This is a genomic window from Hymenobacter chitinivorans DSM 11115 (assembly GCF_002797555.1).
GTDB lineage: Bacteria > Bacteroidota > Bacteroidia > Cytophagales > Hymenobacteraceae > Hymenobacter > Hymenobacter chitinivorans.
Genome location: NZ_PGFA01000001.1, coordinates 2,988,906 through 3,011,570, shown reverse-complemented (window position 1 = coordinate 3,011,570; position 22,665 = coordinate 2,988,906). Strand labels below are relative to the sequence as shown.

Here is a 22,665-nt window from a genome sequence, read left to right as displayed (position 1 = left end):
ACCTACACAGGTGAGCAGTGGCGACGGGAAAACGCGGGAATTCAAAGCTTAACCTTCGACTACCAGACTGGTACTACGGTTACAGCTGTGACAGGCGGAACGTTTACCTCTGTATCGGCGCTAACGTTTAGTAGCCCAGTGATTGGCTCTAGTTCAGCAGTATTGGATGGAAACCTGCCTGCCAACAGAGTGGCTAACATTTCGGCAACCATCACATTAGCCAGCCCATTGCCGAACGATAGTGAGATAATGCTGCGGTGGGTTGACCTGAACGACAGTGGTAATGACCATCTATTGGCCATTGACGATGTGACGGTAAGCTACGTGGTTGAAGCACCCACTATTTCCAGTATTGACCCGAGCACAAAATCGGCGGGCAGCAGCGCCTTTACGCTGACTCTGACTGGCACCAACTTCGTGAGTGGGGCCACGGCCTACTTCAATGGTACGGCTCTGACGACCACCTTCGTGTCGGCTACCCAACTCACGGCCAGCGTACCGGCCAGCGCCGTGGCTACGGCGGGCACCTTCCCCGTCACGGTGAAAAATACCAGCACGGGCCCGGCTTCAAATTCGGTGGACTTTACCGTAACGGCGGGCGCCAGCAATTCAGTTACGACTACCGCTATTCCGGCCTCCACCTACTGCGTAGGCAGCACCGGCGCGGTGGTTTCGGTGCCGTTTACTTCCACGGGTACGTTCAGCGGCAACACCTACACGGCCTACCTCGGCACGACCAGCATTGGGACCTTGGCTAGTGATGCTAATTCGGGAACCATTAATGCTGTAATTCCCCCTTCAGTAGCTTCAGGCGCGGCGTACCGGATCCGGGTGGATGCCAGCAGCCCCGCCACTACGGGCTCCGACAACGGAGCCAACCTGACGGTGGTGAACTACCAAACCAATGAGGTAACCAACCTGACGGCTACGGTGGGCGATGCCCAGGTGCCCTTAAGCTGGACCGCGCCAGCTTCTTGCGTTACCCAAACGGTAATTGTCGCCAGTACGGCCAGCGTCACGGCTACGCCCACGGGTACCCTGACGGCCAGCGCCACCTACGGCGCGGGTACCGACCTGGGCGGCGGGCAATTTGTGGTGTACGCCGGCCCGGGCGCCAGTGCTACGGTAACTGGCCTAACCAATGGTACGACGTACTACTTCAAGGCATTCACCACCAACGGGGATGGGTATAGCACCGGGGTGCAAACTTCGGCCGCGCCGGTTACGCCCCCGCCCGCGCCCACCACGTTTGCCCCCCTGGCCGGTCCGGTTGGCACGGTTATCACGATTTCGGGTACCAACCTGGGCACCGTTACTGGGGTGACGGTGGGAGGCGTGGCGGCCACCAGCGTGTCGGCCACGCCGACGGCCGTAACGGCTACCGTCGCGCCGGGCTCCATTACCGGCCCGGTGGTCCTGTCCAACGGCGGCTCGGCCACGTATTCGGCCACGGGCACATTCACCGTAACGACTGCCCCAACCGTGACGACGGCTGCCGCAACGAACATTTCCTTTAACTCGGCTACGGGCGGCGGGAACGTGACGGCGTCGGGCGGGGCTACTATTACGGCCCGTGGGGTTGTCTACAGCCTCTCGCCTAGTCCTCGTCTGGGGGGCAGCGGCGTGACTTCCGTAACCGCCTCGGGCACGACGGGGAGCTTTACCAGCAGCTTAACGGGCCTTACGGCTAGCACTACTTATTACGTAGCCGCCTACGCCACCAATAACGTAGGCACCAGCTACGGCGCCGACGAATCATTCACCACCACGGCAGCACCGTTGCTGGGCTACAACTTCGACGCGGCTACTAACCCCGAAAACCCGTCGACGGTAGGGGCCAACGTGAGTGGCAGCGCCTTCAAGCGCAGCACCGGCCTGACGGCCACTTCCACCGGGGACTTCCGCTCGTCGGGCTTCCCCATCACCACCACGTTGTCGGACACGACGAAGGGCTACTACGAATTTCGCCTGACGGCGGCCAGCGGCTACCAAGTAACACCCACCAGCCTGACCTTGCAGGACCGGGCTTCGGGCACCGGTCCCCAAAAGTGGGAGCTGCGTACCAGTCAGGATAACTTCGGTACCACAGTCGGGGGCGTGCAGAATTCGAGCAGCGCGTACGGTACGGTTAAAACGGTGGTCCTGACCAGTCTGACCGCCTTTTCCGGCACGGTCGTGTTCCGCATCTACGGTTATTCGACAACCGCGGCCGCCGGTACTTTCGGCGTCGACAACGTTAACCTGTACGGCACGGCGCTGGGCGCCGCCAACACGATTTCGGCCCCAGTTTTCGTGGGTAGGGCCTTTTGCGCCGGAACTACGTTTAGCGCCACGTTTACTCCCACGGGGCCTTACGGGAACACCAACAGCTTCGTAGCCCAACTGTCGGACGCCAACGGCGTTTTCGGCAGCACCCCCACTGAGGTGGGGCGCCTGGATAACATCAGCGCTACCACCGAGCAAACCATCAGCATCACCCTGCCGGCTACTACGCCCAACGGAGCCGGCTACAAACTGCGGGTTGTAGCCACCAACCCCAGCGTAACCGGACAAACTTCGGTAGCGGTAACAGTGGTAAACAACCCCACCGTAAGCGTGACGCCCGCGGCCGACCAGGCCATTGGAGTGGGCGTGAACGGCACGCCGCTGACGGCCAATGAAACCCCAACGGCTACTTCGCGGCAGTGGTATTTCGCCCCCGCCCCCGGTGGCCCGGTTACGGCCATCAGCGGGGCCACGGGCAGCAGCTACACTCCAAACTTCGCCACGGCTGGCGACTACTACGTGACGGTGGTTTCCAGCTTCGCCGCCTGTGGTCCCGTGACGAGCAATGCCGTGAAAGTAACGGTGGCCGCGGCTACTCCCACGCTTACGGCTACTACCTCGCCGGCCACGGCCCCCACGTCTATCAGCGGGCTGACCACCTTCGAAGGCGCGCCATCAACGGCCAAAACCTATACCTTGGCTGGCTCTAACCTGGATGGCACGCCGGTGACAGTGACGGCCCCAGCGGGCTTCCAGGTGTCGACTACGGCGGCCTTTACCGGAATTACAACCGATGCCAACACGCTGAGCCTAACGCCCGCTGGTAGCAGCCTCAACCAGACTATTTACGTGCGCCTGACTGGCACTACGGCCGGCTCCTACAGCGGCACGGTGACCAATTCCAACGGTACGCTCTCGGCGCCGGTACTGGTATCGGGTACTGTGTCGGGCGTGGTCCTGACCCGCTGGGATGGGGGAGGGGACGGAACCAGCTTCGCCGACCCGCTCAACTGGAGCACCGACCAGGTGCCGGCGGCCGGGGAAGACCTGCTGCTTGACCACACCTTTGTGAGCGGGGCCTACACGATGACTCTGCCCGCCGTAACTACTGGTACTCTGTCGCTGGGCTCCCTAGTTATCAACCCCAACGGTGGGGCCGGCATTACGGTACTGCTGCCCAATACCAATACGGTGGTCGACTACCTGCGCTTTACCAAAGCCACCAACGCCCTGGTAATTTACGGCGGCGGCGTGTTTATCAATAACTCTGGCGCGGCCTCGGGCGGCTCGGGCAATTCGGTGGACATCACTCCGGCCGGCCCGAACTTCGTCATCTACAACGGCGGAACCTATGTGCACCGCACCGTCCGCGGAATTGGCGCGTTGCTGGACAACTTGTCGACGGTCAGCGGTACTGAAACTGGCCTCGTGCAGTTCGACGTGCCAGCCGGGAGCAGCTACAGCATCCCGACTACGGGCCGTACCTACGGTAGCCTGGCCCTGACGTATCCGGCCACCAGCACTCTGCCGGCTTCCGGCTTCTTTCCTTACCTGACCAACGGCAGCAGTCCGTTCATTGTGCGCGGCAACCTGACGGTGGCGGCCAACGCAAGCTTTACCGCTTCGCTCAATAGTGATATTACCGTGCGGGGCAACCTGGTTAATGCGGGCCGCTTTAAGTTTGAGCCGGCTTCCCTTACTACGGCCCGCCGCCTGATCCTGAACGGAACCACTCCCCAAACCATCAGCGGCACCCCTCTGACGCAGAGCAATACCGGCACGTCCTACCTGGGCCTGAACGTTATTCTGCAGATCAACAACCCGGCCGGGGTAACCTTGGCTACGGGCGTCGTAGTAAACGCCCTGAGCAATGCCAACAGTGGCGGTCTGGAGCTGCTCAATGGGGTGCTCACCACCTCGCCCTCGGCCATGCTCAAGCTAGCCGCCGACGCCGTACTGTTGCCCGCCCAGACCAGCGCGGCCAGCTACGTGGAGGGGCCAATGCAGCGCGAAATTCAGCCCACGCCCGCTACGGCCGCCGTGGCCGATTATGTCTTCCCCATTGGGGCGAATGGCAAGTTCCGGCCCCTAACGCTGAGCGTGGCTACTCTGGACGCGCAGACTACGTTTACGGCCACCCAGAACGACGCTTCCTTCCCCGACCGGCGCCTCAACGGTGACCTGACCCGGGTGTCGCGGGTGCGTTACTTCAGCCTGGTGCCCACGGTGGCCCCCACTGGCTTTAGTGGTACCGTTACCCTGAGCTTTGGCGCCGACGATGAGGTAACCAACCCGAGCCTGGCTTCCCTGGTCATTGGCAAAAACAGTGGTAATGGCTGGGACAACATCGGGCGCAGTGCTAACACCAGCACTACCCTTACGTCGGGTACTTTTACCTCCTTCAGCGACTTTGCCCTGGCCAGCACCGACCCCTCCGCGGCTGACAACCCCTTGCCAGTTTCGCTGACCAGTTTTTCAGCCCAGCGCCAAAGCACCGGCGTTGTCGTGCGCTGGGCTACGGCTTCAGAAACCAACAGTGCGCATTTCGACGTGCAGCGCAGCCTCAACGGCCGTGAATTTACTACCGTCGCCGTCGTGGCCGGGCAGGGGCAGAGCAGCCATCAGCAACTGTATTCCGTGCTGGACAAGCAGGCGCCGACTGCCCTGGCTTACTACCGGTTGCGCCAGGTCGACCAAAACGGCAAAGCCGCGTACTCGGCCGTAGCAACGGTGGACGGAGTAGCAGAGCTGCAACTCTTCCCCAACCCGGTGCAGCACCGCCTCATAGTCCGGGGGGCGGAGGTGAATCCGCAGGCTATGCAGATCATTATCACCGACCTGACGGGCCGCGCCGTATGGTCGGGTGCCTGCGCTCCGGATGGGTCGATAGACATGAGCCAGCTTCCGCAAGGAGTGTACTTCGTCAAGATTGCGCAAAACGGGCGGGTAACCACGCATAAAATTACCCGCGCTGAATAGCAGCAGGATCAGTTTCGGTGAAAAAAGGCCCCTTTTACGAAGGGGCCTTTTTTTATGTTTTTAATTTAGTGGTAAGTTGCGGCCAGTATGGCACTAATGAAAGCTTGAATTGCACCTGACTCATTGCCGAATAAATCAGGTACTAACGCTCATTAGTACTATTCGAAGTTCGCCAGCATCCGGGCAGTGTCCTTGCTGCTTAATGGCCTCAGCCCAGCCGAACCGACCTCTTCGCAAACCTTACACGCACATCTATGAAACCTACCGCAACTCTTTTTCTGCTTCCCGGCTTACTAATTTCTGCTTTGGCGAGTCAAGCCCAGTCCTACCGCTTACAGCAGGGGTTTGAGACAACCAGCGCCCAGAACGAACTGCTGTATACGGTCGGCGCCACTGACCCCGGCTCGGTGGCAACGGGCACTTTGGGGGCTGCTACTACCACCAATACCAACGCCGCCCCCAAAACGAGCAACGTCTATAGCGAGGGCAGCCAGGCCTGGGGCGTGGTCAACAACACCGGTGGCGGTACTACTACTTCGGTCCTGACTTTTAATAACACCACATTTGCCACGGGTTCGTCATCCAACTTCTTCCGGTTCCGGCTGGCTTCGTACCAAACCAATAACAACGGTGGTATCGACAACGGTTCGGCGGGTGTTTTGGTAAGCATAGCTTACAATGGCTCGACGACTTTTGTGCCCACCCTGCGGATTAACGGACAAGCCAACGGGTCGGTATTCAACTACACCGGAACGGGAGTGGCCGGCGCTACGATCAACACAACAAGCCCAACGCTAGCCACCGTGACGTCGCCCAATGACCTGACCGGCAGCGGGCAAGGTACCAGCCTGACGGGCACCGGGGGCTACTCTACGGCTAGCATCAGCTTTGGCTCGACCATCACCCAAATCCAAGTGCAGATTAGCCTGATTGCCAACGGTAAGACGGCCCTGTACATCGACGATGTGGTCATCGGCAGCAACAGCCCCTTACCCGTGGAGCTGACCTCGTTCAGCGCCGCGCGCCAGTCCGGGGCCGTATTCCTGCAGTGGGTCACGGCCAGCGAAAAAAACAACGACCGGTTCGAAGTGCAGCGCAGCGCCGACGGGCAGGTGTACAGCACCATCAAATCAGTACGAGGCGCGGGCACCACGGACAAAGCTACTTCCTACAGCAGCAAAGACCCTGAGCCCCTCTCGGGCGTGAGCTACTACCGCCTGCAGCAGATAGACCAAGATGGGCAGACGTCGTACTCGCCGGTGCGGGTGGTGGGAGCAGTACTGGCCGTGGCTTACCCCAGCCCAACCTACGACCAACTCAACCTGCCCGCCACGATGGTCGGTACGCCGTACCGGGTATTTAACACCCTGGGCCAAACGCTGCTGGAGGGCAAAGTATCGGCTCAGGGGGCCATCAACGTGCAAAACCTGCGCTCCGGGGGCTATTTCCTCGAAGTCGGCAGCGGCAAGGAGCGGGTTACCCAGCGCTTCGCCCGCGAGTAGGTTACGGAGGCAATAGTCACAAAAAAGCCCTATCCCGCGCGGGGTAGGGCTTTTTTTGTGCGGTAAGCTGCGCTGCCTCGAATGCGTGCAGGCCCGGCAAACTACACGGAGAAACTCTCGCCGCAGCCGCAGGTGCGCGACGCATTGGGGTTGTCAAAGTAGAAGCCTTTGCCGTTGAGCCCATCCGAGAAGTCGAGCTGGGTGCCGGCCAGGTACAGGAAGCTTTTCATGTCGACCACGACGCGGACACCTTTGTCCTCGAACTCCTGGTCCATGGGCTTCACCTCGTTGTCGAAGTCGAGCTTGTAGGACAGGCCGGAACAGCCGCCACCCGCCACGGAAGCCCGCAGGCGGTAGGTTTCGTCGAGCTGAGCGTCGGACATCAGACGCTCTACTTTCTCCTTGGCTTTATCAGAAACGGTAATCATGGCTTGGGTAGTACTGGGTATGGCGTACTTGGTAGAGAAACAGAAAACGGCGGCAAATAGTGTCCGCCTGCGTTATGCTACCGGTTGTTACGAGGAAGGATTGAGCACAACACTGAACACGGTGATAGTGTTTAGGTCGCGCCCGTAATAGAGCTTGTCCAGGGCCTCGTAGGTATTGTGCGCCCGGAAATAGGAAGTCTGCAGCTCTTTGTCGCCGCGGGCCCGCCATTGAATCGTGTAGGAGCTTTCCGTGTCGCGCAGGCGCTGCACGTAGGTCAGCATCTTGCGCAGGGCATCCAGCTTGTCGTAGCCTTCCTCGTAGCGAAACAGGAAGCTCTGGTGGTGGCGCGGATTAACGGTAATCAGATCCAGCCGCACCAGATGGTCCAGCTGCCGAAACTCGAACAGCAAGTTGCCCGGGCCCATGCCCAGGTAATCCTCAATCTGCTTCTGAATCCGGCTGCTTTCGACGTGAATGTCGGGCGAAACTTCCATTGGGTACTTGTTAAAAGCTAATTGCTGATTGTCGATTGGTAGTTGGCCCACGGTTTTGCCGGAGAACAACTACCAATTACCAATCGACAATCAGCAATCAAACAATTAATGGTGAGCCTTCGACTCTTCCAGGGCGGGCATGCCGTTTTTCACGCGGTAGTCGTTGATGGCCGACTTGATGGCGTCTTCGGCCAGCACCGAGCAGTGGATTTTTACGGGCGGCAAAGCCAGCTCTTCCACAATTTCCATGTTGTCGATGGCCAGGGCCTCGTCCACGGTTTTGCCTTTCAGCCATTCCGTAGCCAGCGACGACGAGGCAATAGCCGAGCCGCAGCCGAAGGTTTTGAACTTGGCGTCGGTGATGGTATTGGTGGTTTCGTCGACCTCAATCTGCAGACGCATTACGTCGCCGCACTCGGGGGCGCCGACCAGGCCGGTGCCCACGTTTTTTTTGCTCTTGTCCAGCGTGCCCACGTTGCGGGGGTTGCTGTAATGGTCGATTACTTTATCGGAGTAAGCCATGGCTTTGTTTGGTTGTCAGTTGATAGTTGTTGGTTGTCAGTTTTCGGCGTGTTCATTGTTTCCTAACAACCAACAACTACCAACTGACAACTGAGATTTTAGTGCTCAGCCCACTCAATCTTGCTGAGGTCGATGCCTTCCTTGAACATCTCCCACAGGGGCGACATTTCGCGGAGCTTGGTCACAGCTTCTTTTACGTGGCCGATGGCGTAATCGATCTGCTCTTCGGTGGTGAAGCGGCTCAGGCCAAAACGCAGGGAGCTGTGGGCCAGGTCGTCGCTCAAACCCAGGGCCTTGAGCACATACGAGGGCTCCAGTGAAGCCGAGGTGCAGGCCGAGCCCGACGATACGGCCAGGTCCTTCACGCCCATCATCAGGCCTTCGCCTTCCACGTACTTAAAGGAGATGTTGGTCACGTGGGGCAGGCGGTGCTCCCGCGAACCGTTCACGTAGCTTTCTTCCAGGGTCAGCAGCTCGCGCTCCAGCTTGTCGCGCAGGGCCGAGAGACGGGCCGTATCGGCGGCCATTTCCAGGCGGGCCAGCTCACAGGCTTTGCCCAAACCCACGATGCCGGGCACGTTCAGGGTACCCGAGCGCATGCCGCGCTCGTGGCCGCCGCCGTCCATCTGGGCGGTTACTTTTACCCGCGGGTTCTTGCGGCGCACGTACAGGGCACCCACACCCTTGGGACCGTACATCTTGTGGGCCGTGAAGGCCATGATGTCGATGCCGTCAGCAATAACGTCAACCGGAATCTTGCCCACGGCCTGGGTGCCGTCGGTCATGAAAAGGGCGCCGTGCTTGTGGGCAATGGCGGCAATTTCGCGAATCGGCTGAATGGTGCCGGTTTCGTTGTTGCCGTACATGATGGTCACCAGGACGGTCTGGGGCGTCATGGCAGCTTCGAGGTCTTCGAGGCTGATGAGGCCTTCCGAGTTGACGGGCAGGTAGGTTACCCGGCCGCCGAGCTTCTCGATGTGCTTGCAGGTATCGAGCACGGCTTTGTGCTCGGTGGTAGCAGTGATGATGTGGTTGCCTTTCTGGGCGTACATCTCAAATACCCCCTTGATGCCCAGGTTATCCGACTCGGTAGCGCCCGAGGTGAAGATAATTTCCTTGGAGTCGCAGTTGATGAGCGAAGCAATCTGCTCGCGCGCATAGTCGACGGCTTCCTCGGCGGCCCAGCCGAAAGGGTGGTTACGGGAAGCAGCGTTGCCGAACACCTCGGTCAGGTAGGGCATCATGGCCTCCAACACGCGCGGGTCCAGCGGAGTGGTGGCGTTGTTGTCGAGGTAAATAGGTAGCTTGAGCATGGCTCGGAGTATGTAAATCAGCGAAAAACCAGAGTAAGCGGGCGAATCCTAGTGGAGAATGATTCGCAGGTAGAACACAAAAACCGATGAACAGGTTTTACTTTGCTCCCACAAAAGTAGATATATTCCAAATAGAGTCCACCAGCTTCCCACCCCAACTTTCATGTTTACCAATCTGGAACACCTCGGCCTGGCCGTCCACGACCTTGAAGCTGCCACCGCCTTGTATACAACCCTGCTCGGGGCGGCGCCTTACAAAACCGAGCACGTAGCCAGTGAAGCCGTGGATACGGTGTTTTTCCAGGTCGGCGGCTCCAAAATTGAGCTGCTGGCCGGCACCTCGCCCGACAGCGCCATTACCAAGTACCTGACCAAAAAGCCCGAGGGAATTCACCACGTGGCCTTTGAAGTAGACGACATCCGGGCCGAAATGGCGCGGCTGCGGCAGGAAGGCTTCACCCTGCTCAACGAGGAGCCCAAGCGCGGGGCCGACAACAAGCTCGTCTGCTTTGTGCATCCCAAAAGCGCGGCTGGCGTACTAGTTGAGCTCTGCCAATCCATCAGCCCCACCACCGACCATGAGTAACACTACCAACAGCAATTTCTTTCGCCAGGAAGTAGACGCCGCCGTCGATGCCTTACTGTTGCAGCAGGTGATTCTCTACCCGACGGATACGGTCTGGGGCCTGGGCTGCGACGCGGAAGTGCCGCCGGCCGTGGAAAAGGTGTACAAAATCAAGAACCGGCCGGCCGAGAAAGGTTTTATCGTGTTGGTGGCCGATGAGGCCATGTTTGCCAAATACGCCGCCGTGGTGCCGCCCAACCTGAGTGAGCTGCTGGCGGCCCAGGAGCGGCCCACTACCTATATAGTAGCGGGCAGTCGCCACCTGGCGCCCAACCTGCTGGCCCCCGACGGCACCGTGGGCCTGCGCGTGACGCTGCAGGATGAGTTTACCCGCAAAGTAGTGCGCCGCCTGGGCCACGGCCTGGTCTCGACCTCGGCCAACCTCAGCGGGGAGCCCACGGCCGCCATTTACCCCGAAATCAGCCCCGCCATCGTGCGCGCCGCCGACTACGTGGTAAGCTGGCGCCAGGACGACGAAACCCGGGCTCAGCCTTCCCGCATCGTGCGGGTGCTGCCCGACGGCAGCCTGGAAGTAATCCGGGGTTAATGTGAGTATAATGTGCTGATGTGCTGATGTGCTGATGTGGGGAATGTGGGGAATGTGAGAATGAAGGCCTCGTGTCCTTGCGAGGAAGAATGACAAAGCCATCCGTCCTCTGCGCAGGACGACTTGCCCTTTTACCAAAAAGCCCTCAATCGTTGCATACGATTGAGGGCGTTTCACATAAGGCCACGCACCACATTTCAGAGGACGTATTAGCTTCGCTTTGCGTCCTCGCAAGGACCCGGGTTTAGCACATCCGCACATTCTCCACATTAGCACATTACCTTTGCGGCCGTTTTACTTACCCCGTTGCGCATGACTACTCCCCAGCTTCCCGAGAATCCGTTGTTTGAGACCATTGCCGAGGCGGCGGGGGAATTGGGCTACCCGGCCTACGTTATTGGGGGCTTCGTGCGAGATTTGGCCCTGCAGCGGCCCAGCAAGGACGTGGACGTGGTGTGCGTGGGCGACGGAATAAAGCTAGCCCAGGCCGTGGGGCGCAAGCTGCCGGGTAAGCCCCGGGTGACGGTATTCAAGAACTTCGGCACGGCCATGCTACCCACCGAAACCGTGGAGCTGGAGTTTGTGGGGGCCCGCAAGGAAAGCTACCGGGCCGAAAGCCGGAAGCCCGAAGTAGAGGCCGGCACTTTGGAGGAAGACCTGGCCCGCCGCGACTTCACCATCAACGCCCTGGCCCTGAGTCTCAATCCCCAGGACTTTGGTACGCTCGTGGACCGCTACAACGGCATGGGCGACCTGCAGCAGAAAACGATCCGCACCCCGCTCGACCCGGATATTACCTTCTCCGACGACCCGCTGCGCATGATGCGGGCCGTGCGCTTTGCCACCCAGCTCGACTTCGACATTGAGCCCGACACCTTCGACGCCATTGCCCGCAACAAGGACCGGATCAAGATTGTGTCGCAGGAGCGCATTACCGTCGAGCTGAACAAGATTATCGAGGCGGCCAAGCCCAGCTACGGCTTCAAGCTGCTGTTTCAGACGGGCCTGCTCCAGCTGATTTTCCCGAAGATGGCCCAGCTCTACGGGGTGGAGAAAGTGGGGCAGCACGCCCACAAGGACAACTTTTATCACACCCTGCAGGTGCTGGATAACGTGGTGGCGGCCGGCGGCGACCTGTGGCTGCGCTGGGCCGCCATCCTGCACGACATTGCCAAGCCTGCCACCAAGCGCTACGACAAGAAAGTAGGCTGGACGTTTCACGGCCACGAAGACAAAGGGGCGCGCTGGGTGCCCGGTATTTTTACTGACCTCAAGCTGCCGCTGGGCGAGGAAATGCGCATGGTGCAAAAGCTCGTGCGCCTGCACCTGCGGCCCATTGCCCTGGTCAAGGAAACCGTGACGGACTCGGCCGTGCGCCGCCTGCTCTTCGAGGCCGGCGACGATATTGACCGGCTCATGCTCCTGTGCCGGGCCGATATTACAAGCAAAGACCACCAGCGCAAAGAGCGTTATTTACGCAACTTCGGGCTGGTGGAAGAGAAGCTTAAGGAAGTAGAGGCGAAGGACCATCTGCGCAACTTCAAGCCCGTTATTACCGGGGAAGTCATCATGGAAACCTTCGGGTTGAAGCCCTCCCGCGAAGTTGGGGAGCTCAAAGAGGCCGTGCTAGAGGCCATTCTCGACGGCAAGGTGCGCAACGAGTTTGAGGAAGCCTTTGCCTACCTGTTGCAGCTCGGCCAGGCAAAAGGACTTCCTCCGGGTCACCTTTTCACTCACCAGTAAGTAAACCCATTTTCTCGTGTTATTGCCGGAAAGATGCCGGCCAGGCGCCAAAGGTTGCCTGGCCGGCATTTCTATATACCGATAATGATGCCAAACCTACTCCGGCTTGGATGAGGCCTGGGTGAAGTTCAACTGAAGGGCAACTATAATTTTGATTCTCCGCTTGCTATTTAATGCGCGTAGAGCGGTTATTCCTCGTCCTTGGTCTTCAGGCGGGTAACGCGCGAGGAGCCCGACACGTCTTTCTGCACCCGGCTGGGCGAGCCGGCGTATTCGACCCGGCTGGCGCCACTCACTTCGGCCCGCAGGCGGTTGGCCACCCGCACCCGGGCCTTGCTCATGCCCGACAAGTCAAAGTCCGCGGTTTGGGTGCTCATGCGCAAGCCCTGCACCTGGCAGGCCCCGGAGCCTTCCACGTTCAGGTCGTTGGCCGTGCCGCGCAGGTCAGTGCGGGAGGCTCCGCTCAGGTCCAGGTCGAGGCGGGGTACGTTCACGTCGAGCATAGCGTAGCACATTCCCTCCTGCTGCACCTGCAGGGCTTGGTCTTTGAAGCCGGCCACGTTGGCCTTGGAAATGCCGCGCAGATGCAGAGCCGTCAGCTCGGGCATCTGCACCCGGATCAGTACTGGCTTATGGTTTTCTTTGAGGCCCGAAAAGAAGGAGTTGCGGTTCCGGTCCCGAATCAGCAGCTCGTCGCCGTCGGTTTCGACGCGCAGGTCGCGCAAATCACGCTCCTCGCCGGCCGCTTCCACCTTGAACTCGGGGCCCTGGCGCACATACACCCGGTAGATGCCACCGGCCTCGATGGTGCGGAAGCCCTTGAGGTTAAAAGTGCGGCGGGCCGAGCCGTAGCGGCCCGGGTCGGAAGAGAAGCCTTTGTCGTCGATGTCAATATCAACGCCCACGTTGCCGTCTTCATCGTCATCGGTATTAACCCGAATCCGGAAGTTTTCGTCGCCGGAGTTGATGTCGACCGTCGTGTCGGTGCTGTCGTTATCGGTCGTTTCCGAGTCCTCCTCGTCGTCGAAGCGGCTGAAGCTGTCCTCCAAATCGGCGCTGGTGCAGTTGAGGCATTCCAGCTTGTTGCCGGTGAGGCGGTAGGCGTGCTTGTAGGCATCGATGGGCCGCTGCTCGTTCAGGAAATCGTCGTCGTCGAGCATGGAGGCGAAGCTCTGGCTGATGCGGAACGTCTTGTTGCGGGGCAGGTGCACCAGCAGGCTCACGTCCTGGTCGCGGAAGGCCGCGCCCGGGCGGTACGTGAAGTGGTCATCGAAGAGCAGGGTGGTGTCGTTGCTTTGGCGCACGGTATAGGCTATGGAGCTAACAGCTACCTGGCGGGCATTTTCTTCCGTGGGGCCATTGGCCGAGAAGTTCTTGTCGACCCGTACGGCGGCACCGCTGTCGGCGGCGGCCAGCTCCACATCCACCCACTGCGACGAAGACCGGTCCATGCGGCGGGCATCCAGGAAGAGACTGGGCGTAGCGGCCAGGGCCGGGAAGTTTTGGTTTTGCACCACCTGGGCTTCTTCCTCAAAGTTGCGGCTCACCTGGGCAATGGCGAAGGACGAACCCACCAAGCCTAGCAGCCAGAGGCCAAACATGGTCAGGTTGGCCGTGCGGCTCAGAATAGAGCGGCGCAGCAGCAAACCCAGGCCGGCCAGCATCATGGCCAGGGGCGGAATGGCAGTAGCCAGGAAGAAGGGCAGCAACGACCAGGACGGAATGGCATTGAGCATCACGTAGGCCGGCGTATCGAAGAGCATGATGTTCTGGCTTTCCGGAATCATGCCCAGCCCGACGCCCAACGCAATGACCAGGGCCAGCAAAATGCCGAAGCCGGTGACGGTCATCAAAACCCCGATGAAGATGCGCACGATGGTACCCAGGAAGTTGAGCAGGGGCCGCACGTTGCGAAACAGCTCTTCCAGAAAAGTGCCCACGGGGCGGTTGTTGCTAGTCGCGTCAGCGCCGTCCTCGAAAGAGTTGTTGCGCAGGGTACTGTCGAGGCTGGAAAGCGTCAGCGCGTCGCCCCGCATCCGCATCCGGTCCGATACGGTTTTGGCCTCGGGCAGCAGAATCCAAAGGATGATGTAGAGCGGGATGGCGAAGCCGCCGGCGAAGACGAAGGCCACGAACAAAACCCGAATCAGGACCACATCGACCTTGAAGTAAGCGGCCAGGCCGGCCGAAACCCCACCGACTTTGCCGTTGTCGGTGTCGCGGTAGAGCTTTTTAAAGGTGGGGTCCTCGTCGCCCGAAATCGTGTCGTACTTCTTGGGCAGCGCAATCCAGAGGATAATGTAGCTGATAAAGGAGAGAGCCGCCAGGTTGCCGCCGAAGTCGTGGCGGCCGTCGTGGCTGTCGAACACAATCGGGGGCAGAAACAGGAAGGCCAGGAAGCCCAGCCGAATCCAGAGCGGGTTGATGGCAAAGTAACGGGCCACGCCGGCCGCTACGCCCGCAATCTTGCGGTTGGCCATGTCGCGGTACAGGCGCTTGGGCTCGGTTTCGGTGGCGGCAGCCGTGGCAGTAGCGGTACCAGCGGCCTTGGCGTAGTTGGTGTACACCTCGGGGCCGCCGGCCAGGGCTTCTTCCTCTTCCTCCGCCTCATCGGCCGACTGGAAGTCGCTGACGCGGCCCATCTTGCCGACCATTTCCTGCACGTCGTCCAGGGTGATTACCTGCTTCGTGGACGAGGTGCGAGCGGCAAACAGCTCGGCAATCCGGCCTTCAATGTCGGCCACGATTTCCTCGTGACCCCGGTAGCCGGAGAAATGGGCCCGCACTTCGGCCAGGTAGCGGCTCAGTACGTCGTAGCCATCTTCTTCGATGTGGAAGATGAGGCCTTGGAGGTTGATGCTGATATTCTTTTTCATCTCAGTGCTGCAAATCAAGAGTAACTCGAAAGGAATGGGCCGGGCCAACTAAGTGCCGCTAGGGCGTTGGGGTTGCGGCGCCATTGAGGTGAGGTTTTTGGCGGATGATGCGAATCGAATCCTGTACTTCCTCCCAGGTCAGGCGCAGCTGGTGCAGGAATTCCTGGCCGTCCGGGGTGAGGGTGTAGTACTTGCGGGGCGGTCCGGAGGTGGACTCTTTCCAGGTATAATCAAGCAAGCCGGCATTTTTGAGGCGCGTCAGCAGTGGATAGAGCGTGCCTTCCACTACAATCATGCGGGCGGAGGTAAGCTCCTCGAGCATGTCCGACGCATACACCTCGCCGCGGGCAATGATTTCCAGGATGCAGAACTCCAGGATGCCCTTCCGCATCTGCACTTGGGTGTTCTCTACTTTCATGGGCTGGGGCAGAAATCGGTGAAGAATGAAACAAAGATAATGGAAGGTACTATGCGACGCAAGGTACTAGTCAAATTTATTTTTAGTACCTGGCTATACATAGTTCCGGCAGACGGATTCGGCCAAGTTTTTTCGGACCAGATAACGGCTGCCCCCAGCCCGGTTAAGCGGGTGAAAACTGGGCTTCAGGCCGTTAAAGCCAGTTTTGGCCGGGGGTAGGGTGGGGGCCAACGGCCGGGCTGCTTCGGCAGCGCACTATTAATAAGTATCTTGCGTTGCTGCTGCGGACCAACCGCGTTTTTATTCATTCATCTCTATGCTGCACTTCTCCCGAATTGCCCCGGCCCTGCTTGGGGCAGGCCTTAGCCTGGGGCTGGCCACGGCCGGCTACGCCCAAACCAAAGACCTGACACCCAAGTACAGCAACGACTTTCTCAGCATCGGGGTAGGGGCCCGGGCCCTGGGTATGGGCAACGTGCAGGTGAGCCTGGTAAACGACGCCACGGCCGGCTACTGGAACCCGGCCGGCCTGCTGGGGCAGAAAGCCAAATACGATGTGGTGCTGATGCACTCCGAGCTGTTTTCGGGCATCGTCAAGAACGACTACGCGGCCTTTGCCATGCCCCTCGACGAGAAAAGCGCCATTGGGGCCAGCCTCATCCGCGTCGGCGTCGACAACATTGCCGACACCCGGGCCCTGGTCAACGAGTACGGGCAGATTTCCTACGACCGGATCAACTACTTCTCCGTGGCCGACTATGCGCTGCTGCTTTCCTACGCGCGCAAGCTGGGCAACATTGAGGGCCTGAAGCTGGCCGGCAACGGTAAGATTATCTACCGCAACGTGGGCAAGTTTGCCAACGCCTGGGGCTTCGGCATCGACGCCGGTCTGCAGTACGACTACAAGGGCTGGCGCCTGGGGCTGATGGCCCGCGACATTACCACCACGGTCAATGCCTGGTCTATCAACTCCGACGAGTTTCAGGGCGTGGCCGCGCAGAACGACTCGATTCCAACCAACAGCACCGAAATTACCCTGCCCCGCTTTATTCTGGGCGTGGGCCGCAGCGTGAAGTTGCCCGGCCAGATAACGGCCCTGGTGGCCGTGGATCTGGAAATGACCACCGACGGCCGGCGCAACACCCTGGTATCAACCGACGCAGTGAGCATCGACCCCAAGGCCGGCGTGGAAATCGGCTACAAGGACCTGATTTACCTGCGCGGCGGGGTGAGCAACTTCCAGAAGATTGACGCGGCCAAGTCCTTTGATGGCAAGGGCGGCTGGCGGCCCCAGCCCACCGTGGGCGTGGGCGTGGCCTTCAGCGGCCTGCGCCTGGATTTGGCCTTGTCACGCCTGGCCGTCGAGAAGGTGAGCAGTCAGAATGCCACCAACTCGGTTATTGTATCCCTGGGCTACGGCTTTAAGTAAGCCCCGTACCCTGCTTCTCCGCTAAGTAGCGCCGCGGCCCCGGCCCGGCGCCTTTTTTCGGTCTTTTTTCGGTCTTTATGACACACCCTTACCGAGTTCAACCTTTGCTGCGCTGGTGCCTGCTGCTCCTCATTGGGCTGCTGAGCCAGGTGGCGGCCATGGCACAGTCGGGCCCCTACGGCAACGAGTGGATTGTGCCCAACCAGCAGTACTACAAAATCAAAATAGCCCAGGACGGCCTTTACCGCCTGGACTATAACTACCTGACCCAGGCTGGCATCAGCGGCGTCAATCCACAGCGGTTTCAGCTCTGGCGCCGGGGCAAGGAAGTGGCCATTTACGTGGGCCCCAATAACCCCACCACGCTCACCCCGGCCACCTACATCGAGTTTTACGGGCTGCACAACGACGGGCAGCTCGACGTGGGCATGTACAAGCGGCCCCAGGACCACTCCCAGAAGCTCTACAGCCTCTACACCGACACGGCTTCGTATTTTCTGACCTGGTCGGCGACTACCAACGGCAAGCGCATGGCGGCCCCGAGCCTGGCCCCGGCGGGCGGCAACCACCCGTACTGGATCAAAAACGATTTGTACGAGCGCAGCGACGTGTATGCGCAGGTTAATGAAGAGCGGCTGATCTACCAGCCCTGGGCCGAAGCCGGAGAAGGATTTTATTCGGTGGCAAATGGTATAAAATCGGGGAAACCCGACTCGCTGACGCTAAATATTCCCTTCCTGGATCAGGCCGTGACCAGCGGTCCGCTGCCCCTGGTGGAAATTCTCTTTGTCGGGGCCAGTGAACGGGCCCACAACCTGGTTATCAATTATAAATCACCAACTACCGGTGCCTTCCAACCTCTTATTGCCCCCTTTACCATTCAGGATTTCGAAGGCCGGAAAGTTCGCTATACCGTGCCTCGTAATGTTGTTTATAGCGACGGGGTAGCCAGGCAGAAAGTTGCCGTTGACAACAGCGCAACCAACAGCCCCGTCAACCTCTTCCGCATTGCCTACACCCGGGTGCAGTACCCCGTCGTGCCCGCTTGGCCTACCGGAGGGCGGGAAGTGGCTTTCCGCAACGACTCAACGCTGGGTTCGGCGCCGGCTTTTTACCAGCTGAATAACATCCCGGCCTCCGTGCGGGGCCTCGACGTAACGGACCCCTACAACGTGCAGCGCATTGAGGGCGTAACCACCACCGGCACGCAGCGGGCTTATGTTTTCCCCAGCGCCTTGCCCGGTACGGCCACCCGCAACCTGTTGCTGACCGATGTGGAGCAGGCCCTGGTGCCGCCCTTGCCGGCCCGCCGCGTGCGGTTCCGTACTATCTCGCCGGCGGCTCATAACTTTCTGATTGTAACCCACCGGCAGCTGATGAAGCCCACTACGGGCTCCCAAAACCCGGTGCGCGATTATGCCACCTACCGGGCGGCCCGCTTCGATACCCTGGTCGTGACCAGTGACCAGCTCTACGACCAGTTTCACTATGGGGAGAAATCGGCGCTGGCCATCCGGCAGTTTTCCCAGTACATGCTGACCAATGCCCGGGCTAAATACCTGCTGCTGCTGGGACAGGGAGTTCAGCCGAGCGAGGCGTTAGGATCGGTGTATATCCGTAAGCAGCCGGAGCTCTACCGACTCACCGGTACTTCCCCAGTCGTGCGTGACCTAGTGCCGACCAGTACCCGCGGGGCGTCGGATATTTTCTTCACCGCCGACTGGATGCGCGACGACTATGCCGGGCGCATGGGCACCGGCCGCCTGGCCGCCAGCACCCCCGAAGAAGTTCTGGCGTACCTGGAAAAGCTCAAACAGCACGAGCAAGGGCTGGATGCCTCGCTCGAAAGCCAGGCCTGGCGCAAGAATGCCATCAACCTGCTCGGTGCTCAACATGACTACGAATACTCAGATTACTTGAGAAATCTGAATGCTTACAAGGCCCTGATCGAAAAGCCCTTGTTCGGCGGTAAAGTCACTAATACCTACACCCACATCGGCCTGCCGACTATCAAAAACGTTTCGGCGGATCTTAACGCCGGGGTTTCTCTGATTACCTACTACGGACACGGGGACCCCGACATCCTTCAACTGGATTTAGGCGACATCAACGACCCGTCGCTGGGCTACAACAACGTGGGTAAGTACCCCATGATGTTTGTGAACGGCTGCGCAGCCGGCAATGCGTACCGGGCCAACCGGGCCAAATACGCCCAGGATTGGGTATTGGCCAGTCAGAAAGGTTTGATTGGCTTGATGGCCGAAAGCAGCTTGGGCTTTGCCGGCGACGTGGATACCCAACAGCGGGTTGTGTATGCGGCCCTGCTCAATGACCCGGTCTGGTACGGCCGCCCGGTGGCCGACGTACAGAACGAGGCCATCCGCCGTTTGCAGCGCACTACTACTTCGCCTTCGGCCATTAGCAGCTGGATGAGTACCGTATGGCACGCCGACCCGGCCGTACGCCTGTACTCCCCCCCGCAGCCCGACTTTACCTTTGGCGCCCCGGCCCTGGAAATCCGGTCGGTGGACAACAACCCGGTGCGAGCCAAGTCGCCCACCTTCAACCTGCTGGTGCGAGTGAAAAACACGGGCAAGATTACGACCCAGAAGCTCGATATTTTAGTGGAGCGCAAGTACGATAATGGCAGCCCAACTACTACTGATGAGTTTCGCAACCTAAATCAGCCGGAGGGGCTGGGCGATACTACCTACGTGCTTCCGATAAGAAACCTGCCGGGTGCCAAAGTATTCGGCAACAATACTTTCACCGTCACGCTCGACGACCAGAACAAGGTGGCCGAGCTGAGCGAAACCAACAACCAGGCGAAGTACGACTTCGTGTTCCTGGAAGAGGGAATTACGCTGCTCAACCCGCCGGAATTTGCGCTGGTAGCTCCTGCCAACGTGCGCTTGGTGGGCCAGACCAACGACCCGGTGGGGGCCGTGCGCGGCTTCGAGCTAGAGCTGGATACGGTGCCGACCTTCAATAGCGCCCTGATTATGCGCACCAAAATCAACGCGGCACTGCTGGCCGACTGGCGCCCCAAGTTGCCCGCCCTGGCCGGCCGCGACAGTGTGGTGTGGTACTGGCGGATGCGGTTTGAAACGCCCGTCAACGGCGAAACCAAGGAGTGGAGCACCAGCTCCTTCCGGGTAGTGCGCGGCACCACCGGCGGCTGGTCGCAGAGCCACCACGGACAGTTTGTGCGCGACGAGCTGACGGGCCTGAGCGTGGCCGCACCCTCGGGCAAGTGGAGCTTCGATGCGGTTACCCAAACCGTGAGCCTGCAAACCAAGGGTGGCGGCGACGGCTCGGCCGTGACTTACCAGCCTGGCTACGGCATTCAACTGGGCTCGGAGCCGGTAACCAACGTGGAGTGCGGCGTGAACGTGCCCAACATCCTGGTCGCCGTGTACGACGGAACCACGCTCAGGCCCCTGCGCACCATCGGCGGCGGGCCCTACGACTCCTGCGGGCAGGCGCCCAACCCGTACTACCACTTTGCCAGTCAAGACCCCGCCGACAATGACAACATCAACACCCCGGCCCGGCAGGCTCAACTGCTGAGCCTGCTGACCAACATTCCGCAGGGGGCCTACGTGGCGCTGGTGTCGGTAAACAAGGTCAACTTCAGCTCTTTTTCACCCGCCCTGAAAGCGGCCTTTACGGCCTTGGGCGCGCAGCGCATCAATTCCCTGCAGGACAGTGACCCGTACGCTCTGTTTAGCCACAAGGTAGCCGGGCAGCCGGTAGCGCAGGAAGCCACGGCCAACACCAGCAGTACGGTGCCGCGCAACAGCCAGGTAATTACGCTGAGCGGCGCGCTGAACACCTTCGGTACCAGCGGTACGCTCACGTCGGTGCGCATCGGGCCAGCCCAGGAATGGACCACGCTGCACCACACCATCCGGGTGGAGCCTTCCGACAGCTATAAGCTGCAGCTGGTGGGCATCGACGCGCAAGGCAATAGCAAGGTGCTCGATGATAACATCACCCTGGCCAAGCGGGAATATCCCCTGGCCGGCATTAGCGCCGCTACCTATCCGTACCTGCAGCTGGTGCTCACGGCTACCGACAACGTCAACCACACGGCCCCGCAAATCAAGCAGCTGCTGGTGAGCTACCGTGGCTACCCCGAGGGCGTAGTACGGCGCGACTCGGTGGTGGCCAAGTCGCCCAAGGCCTACGACGCGGCGGCTCTAGCGGTGCAGGCTAACAACGGTTATATTGAGGTGCCGGTTATCTTCCAGAACGTGTCGGCCCTGCCTTTCGGTACGCCGCTGAAAGCCACCTTTACGCTGCGCAACGCCACGAAGGAAGTTTCGACCGAAATTGACTTGACCCCCCTGAACGCCAACGGCGCCGTAAACTTCAATGCTCGCCTGAACCTGGGGGGGCAAAACCTGTACGGCGACCTGAGCGGCTCCATCACGCTCAACATCAACAAGGAAGGCCGCCGCCTGCCCGAGCTGTATTACTTCAACAACGAACTGACCCTGCCCACCTTCCGGGTGGAAGACCGCAGCGTGCCGCCGGTGCTGGACGTGGCCTTCGACGGGCAGCGGATTCTCAACGGCGACATTGTTTCGCCCCGGCCCGTCATTTCGGTGATGCTGACCGATGAGGATCTGCTGCAACCCATTACCGACCGGAACGCCTTCGACTTAATTCTGACCCCGCGCAACGGCCCCCCGAAGAAAGTAGACCTGACCGCCTCGAACGTAACCTTCACCACCGACCCCGCCAAGGGCACGGCCCGCATTGACTTCGAACCCGGCCAAGCCACGCCGCTGCCCGACGGGCAGTACACGCTCGAAGCCCAGGGCCGCGACGCCACGGGCCGCACGGCCGGCACCGAGAACTACAAGGTGCAGTTTGAAGTCATCAACGCCTCGACCATCACCAACATCTTCCCGTATCCCAACCCGATTACCCACAAGGCCAAGTTCGTCTTTACCCTGACCGGGGCCGAGCTGCCGCGCAACATGAAAATCCAGATCATGACGCTGACGGGTAAGGTGGTGCGCGAAATCATGATGCAGGAGCTGGGCATGCTGCGTATCGGCAACAACATCACCGACTACGCCTGGGACGGCACCGATGAGTACGGCGACCGGCTGGCCAACGGTACCTACCTCTACCGCGTGGTGCTGGACGACCCGCAGAGCAAGTTTGACCGCCGCAACACCGTGGCCGACAAAGCCTTTAAAAACGGCTGGGGCAAGCTGGTACTGCTGCGCTAAGCGGCGCTAACTATTTGCAGAATAAAAGAGGCAGCCAAGTCGGCTGCCTCTTTTGCGTTCGTAGGGGCCTCGGAGGTCAAAAACAATCGTTGGGAAGCCCTGAGGCGGCCTCACTCCCCATAAACAAAAAAATACAAGCAGTGAGGAGTCCTCACTGCTCGAAAACAAAAAAATATAAGCAGTGAGGACTCCTCAGAGCCTAGAAACAAATGTTTTTGCCTAGTGAGGACTCCTCAGAGCTTAGAAACAAATGTTTTTGAGCAGTGAGGATTCTGGC

Annotated in this window: 13 protein-coding genes; 7 read left to right on the top strand and 6 right to left on the bottom strand. The window is 60.0% G+C overall.

Annotated features, from left to right (window positions below; genetic code table 11):
• Positions 1-228: 228 nt before the first annotated feature.
• Complete coding sequence (locus CLV45_RS12645) at positions 229-5,244, top strand: T9SS type A sorting domain-containing protein (RefSeq protein WP_157807457.1); 5,016 nt, start codon at positions 229-231, stop codon at positions 5,242-5,244.
• A 305-nt stretch (positions 5,245-5,549) separates the two neighbouring features.
• Positions 5,550-6,746 (top strand): T9SS type A sorting domain-containing protein, encoded by a 1,197-nt coding sequence (locus tag CLV45_RS12640; protein ID WP_157807456.1) that lies wholly within the window; start codon positions 5,550-5,552, stop codon positions 6,744-6,746.
• A gap of 101 nt (positions 6,747-6,847) precedes the next feature.
• Here the strand turns inward: CLV45_RS12640 and CLV45_RS12635 are convergent, their stop codons facing one another.
• The 4 genes from CLV45_RS12635 to CLV45_RS12620 all read right to left on the bottom strand — a co-directional run bounded on the left by CLV45_RS12635 (position 6,848) and on the right by CLV45_RS12620 (position 9,504).
• Positions 6,848-7,174 (bottom strand): HesB/IscA family protein, encoded by a 327-nt coding sequence (locus CLV45_RS12635; RefSeq protein WP_100336708.1) that lies wholly within the window; start codon positions 7,172-7,174, stop codon positions 6,848-6,850.
• 87 nt (positions 7,175-7,261) lie between these two features.
• Positions 7,262-7,669, bottom strand: coding sequence for a hypothetical protein (locus tag CLV45_RS12630; RefSeq protein ID WP_100337028.1), 408 nt, complete (start codon positions 7,667-7,669; stop codon positions 7,262-7,264).
• 105 nt (positions 7,670-7,774) lie between these two features.
• Positions 7,775-8,191 (bottom strand): Fe-S cluster assembly scaffold IscU, encoded by a 417-nt coding sequence (gene iscU / locus CLV45_RS12625; protein WP_100336707.1) that lies wholly within the window; start codon positions 8,189-8,191, stop codon positions 7,775-7,777.
• Positions 8,192-8,289: 98 nt separating this feature from the next.
• Complete coding sequence (locus CLV45_RS12620; protein WP_100336706.1) at positions 8,290-9,504, bottom strand: IscS subfamily cysteine desulfurase; 1,215 nt, start codon at positions 9,502-9,504, stop codon at positions 8,290-8,292.
• A 163-nt stretch (positions 9,505-9,667) separates the two neighbouring features.
• Between CLV45_RS12620 and mce the strand changes: the two genes are divergently transcribed.
• From mce to CLV45_RS12605, 3 genes are all read left to right on the top strand, one after another.
• A complete protein-coding gene (mce, locus tag CLV45_RS12615; protein ID WP_100336705.1) occupies positions 9,668-10,090 on the top strand; it encodes a methylmalonyl-CoA epimerase in 423 nt (140 codons plus the stop codon).
• Positions 10,083-10,676, top strand: a complete 594-nt coding sequence (locus CLV45_RS12610) for an L-threonylcarbamoyladenylate synthase (RefSeq protein ID WP_100336704.1) — start codon at positions 10,083-10,085, stop codon at positions 10,674-10,676. Before mce ends, CLV45_RS12610 begins: the two co-directional genes overlap by 8 nt.
• A 312-nt stretch (positions 10,677-10,988) precedes the next feature.
• Positions 10,989-12,419, top strand: coding sequence for a CCA tRNA nucleotidyltransferase (locus tag CLV45_RS12605; RefSeq protein ID WP_100336703.1), 1,431 nt, complete (start codon positions 10,989-10,991; stop codon positions 12,417-12,419).
• Positions 12,420-12,607: 188 nt separating this feature from the next.
• Here the strand turns inward: CLV45_RS12605 and CLV45_RS12600 are convergent, their stop codons facing one another.
• Complete coding sequence (locus tag CLV45_RS12600) at positions 12,608-15,295, bottom strand: PspC domain-containing protein (RefSeq protein ID WP_100336702.1); 2,688 nt, start codon at positions 15,293-15,295, stop codon at positions 12,608-12,610.
• Positions 15,296-15,353: 58 nt separating this feature from the next.
• Complete coding sequence (locus CLV45_RS12595) at positions 15,354-15,713, bottom strand: PadR family transcriptional regulator (RefSeq protein WP_100336701.1); 360 nt, start codon at positions 15,711-15,713, stop codon at positions 15,354-15,356.
• A gap of 316 nt (positions 15,714-16,029) precedes the next feature.
• Between CLV45_RS12595 and CLV45_RS12590 the strand changes: the two genes are divergently transcribed.
• Together CLV45_RS12590 and porU2 are read left to right on the top strand one after the other, a co-directional pair.
• Positions 16,030-17,142, top strand: coding sequence for a putative type IX sorting system protein PorV2 (locus CLV45_RS12590; protein WP_100336700.1), 1,113 nt, complete (start codon positions 16,030-16,032; stop codon positions 17,140-17,142).
• 77 nt (positions 17,143-17,219) lie between these two features.
• Positions 17,220-22,388 carry a putative type IX secretion system sortase PorU2 gene (gene porU2, locus CLV45_RS12585; RefSeq protein ID WP_100336699.1) on the top strand — a complete coding sequence of 1,723 codons (5,169 nt, stop codon included), beginning with the start codon at positions 17,220-17,222 and terminating at the stop codon, positions 22,386-22,388.
• Positions 22,389-22,665: the final 277 nt, after the last annotated feature.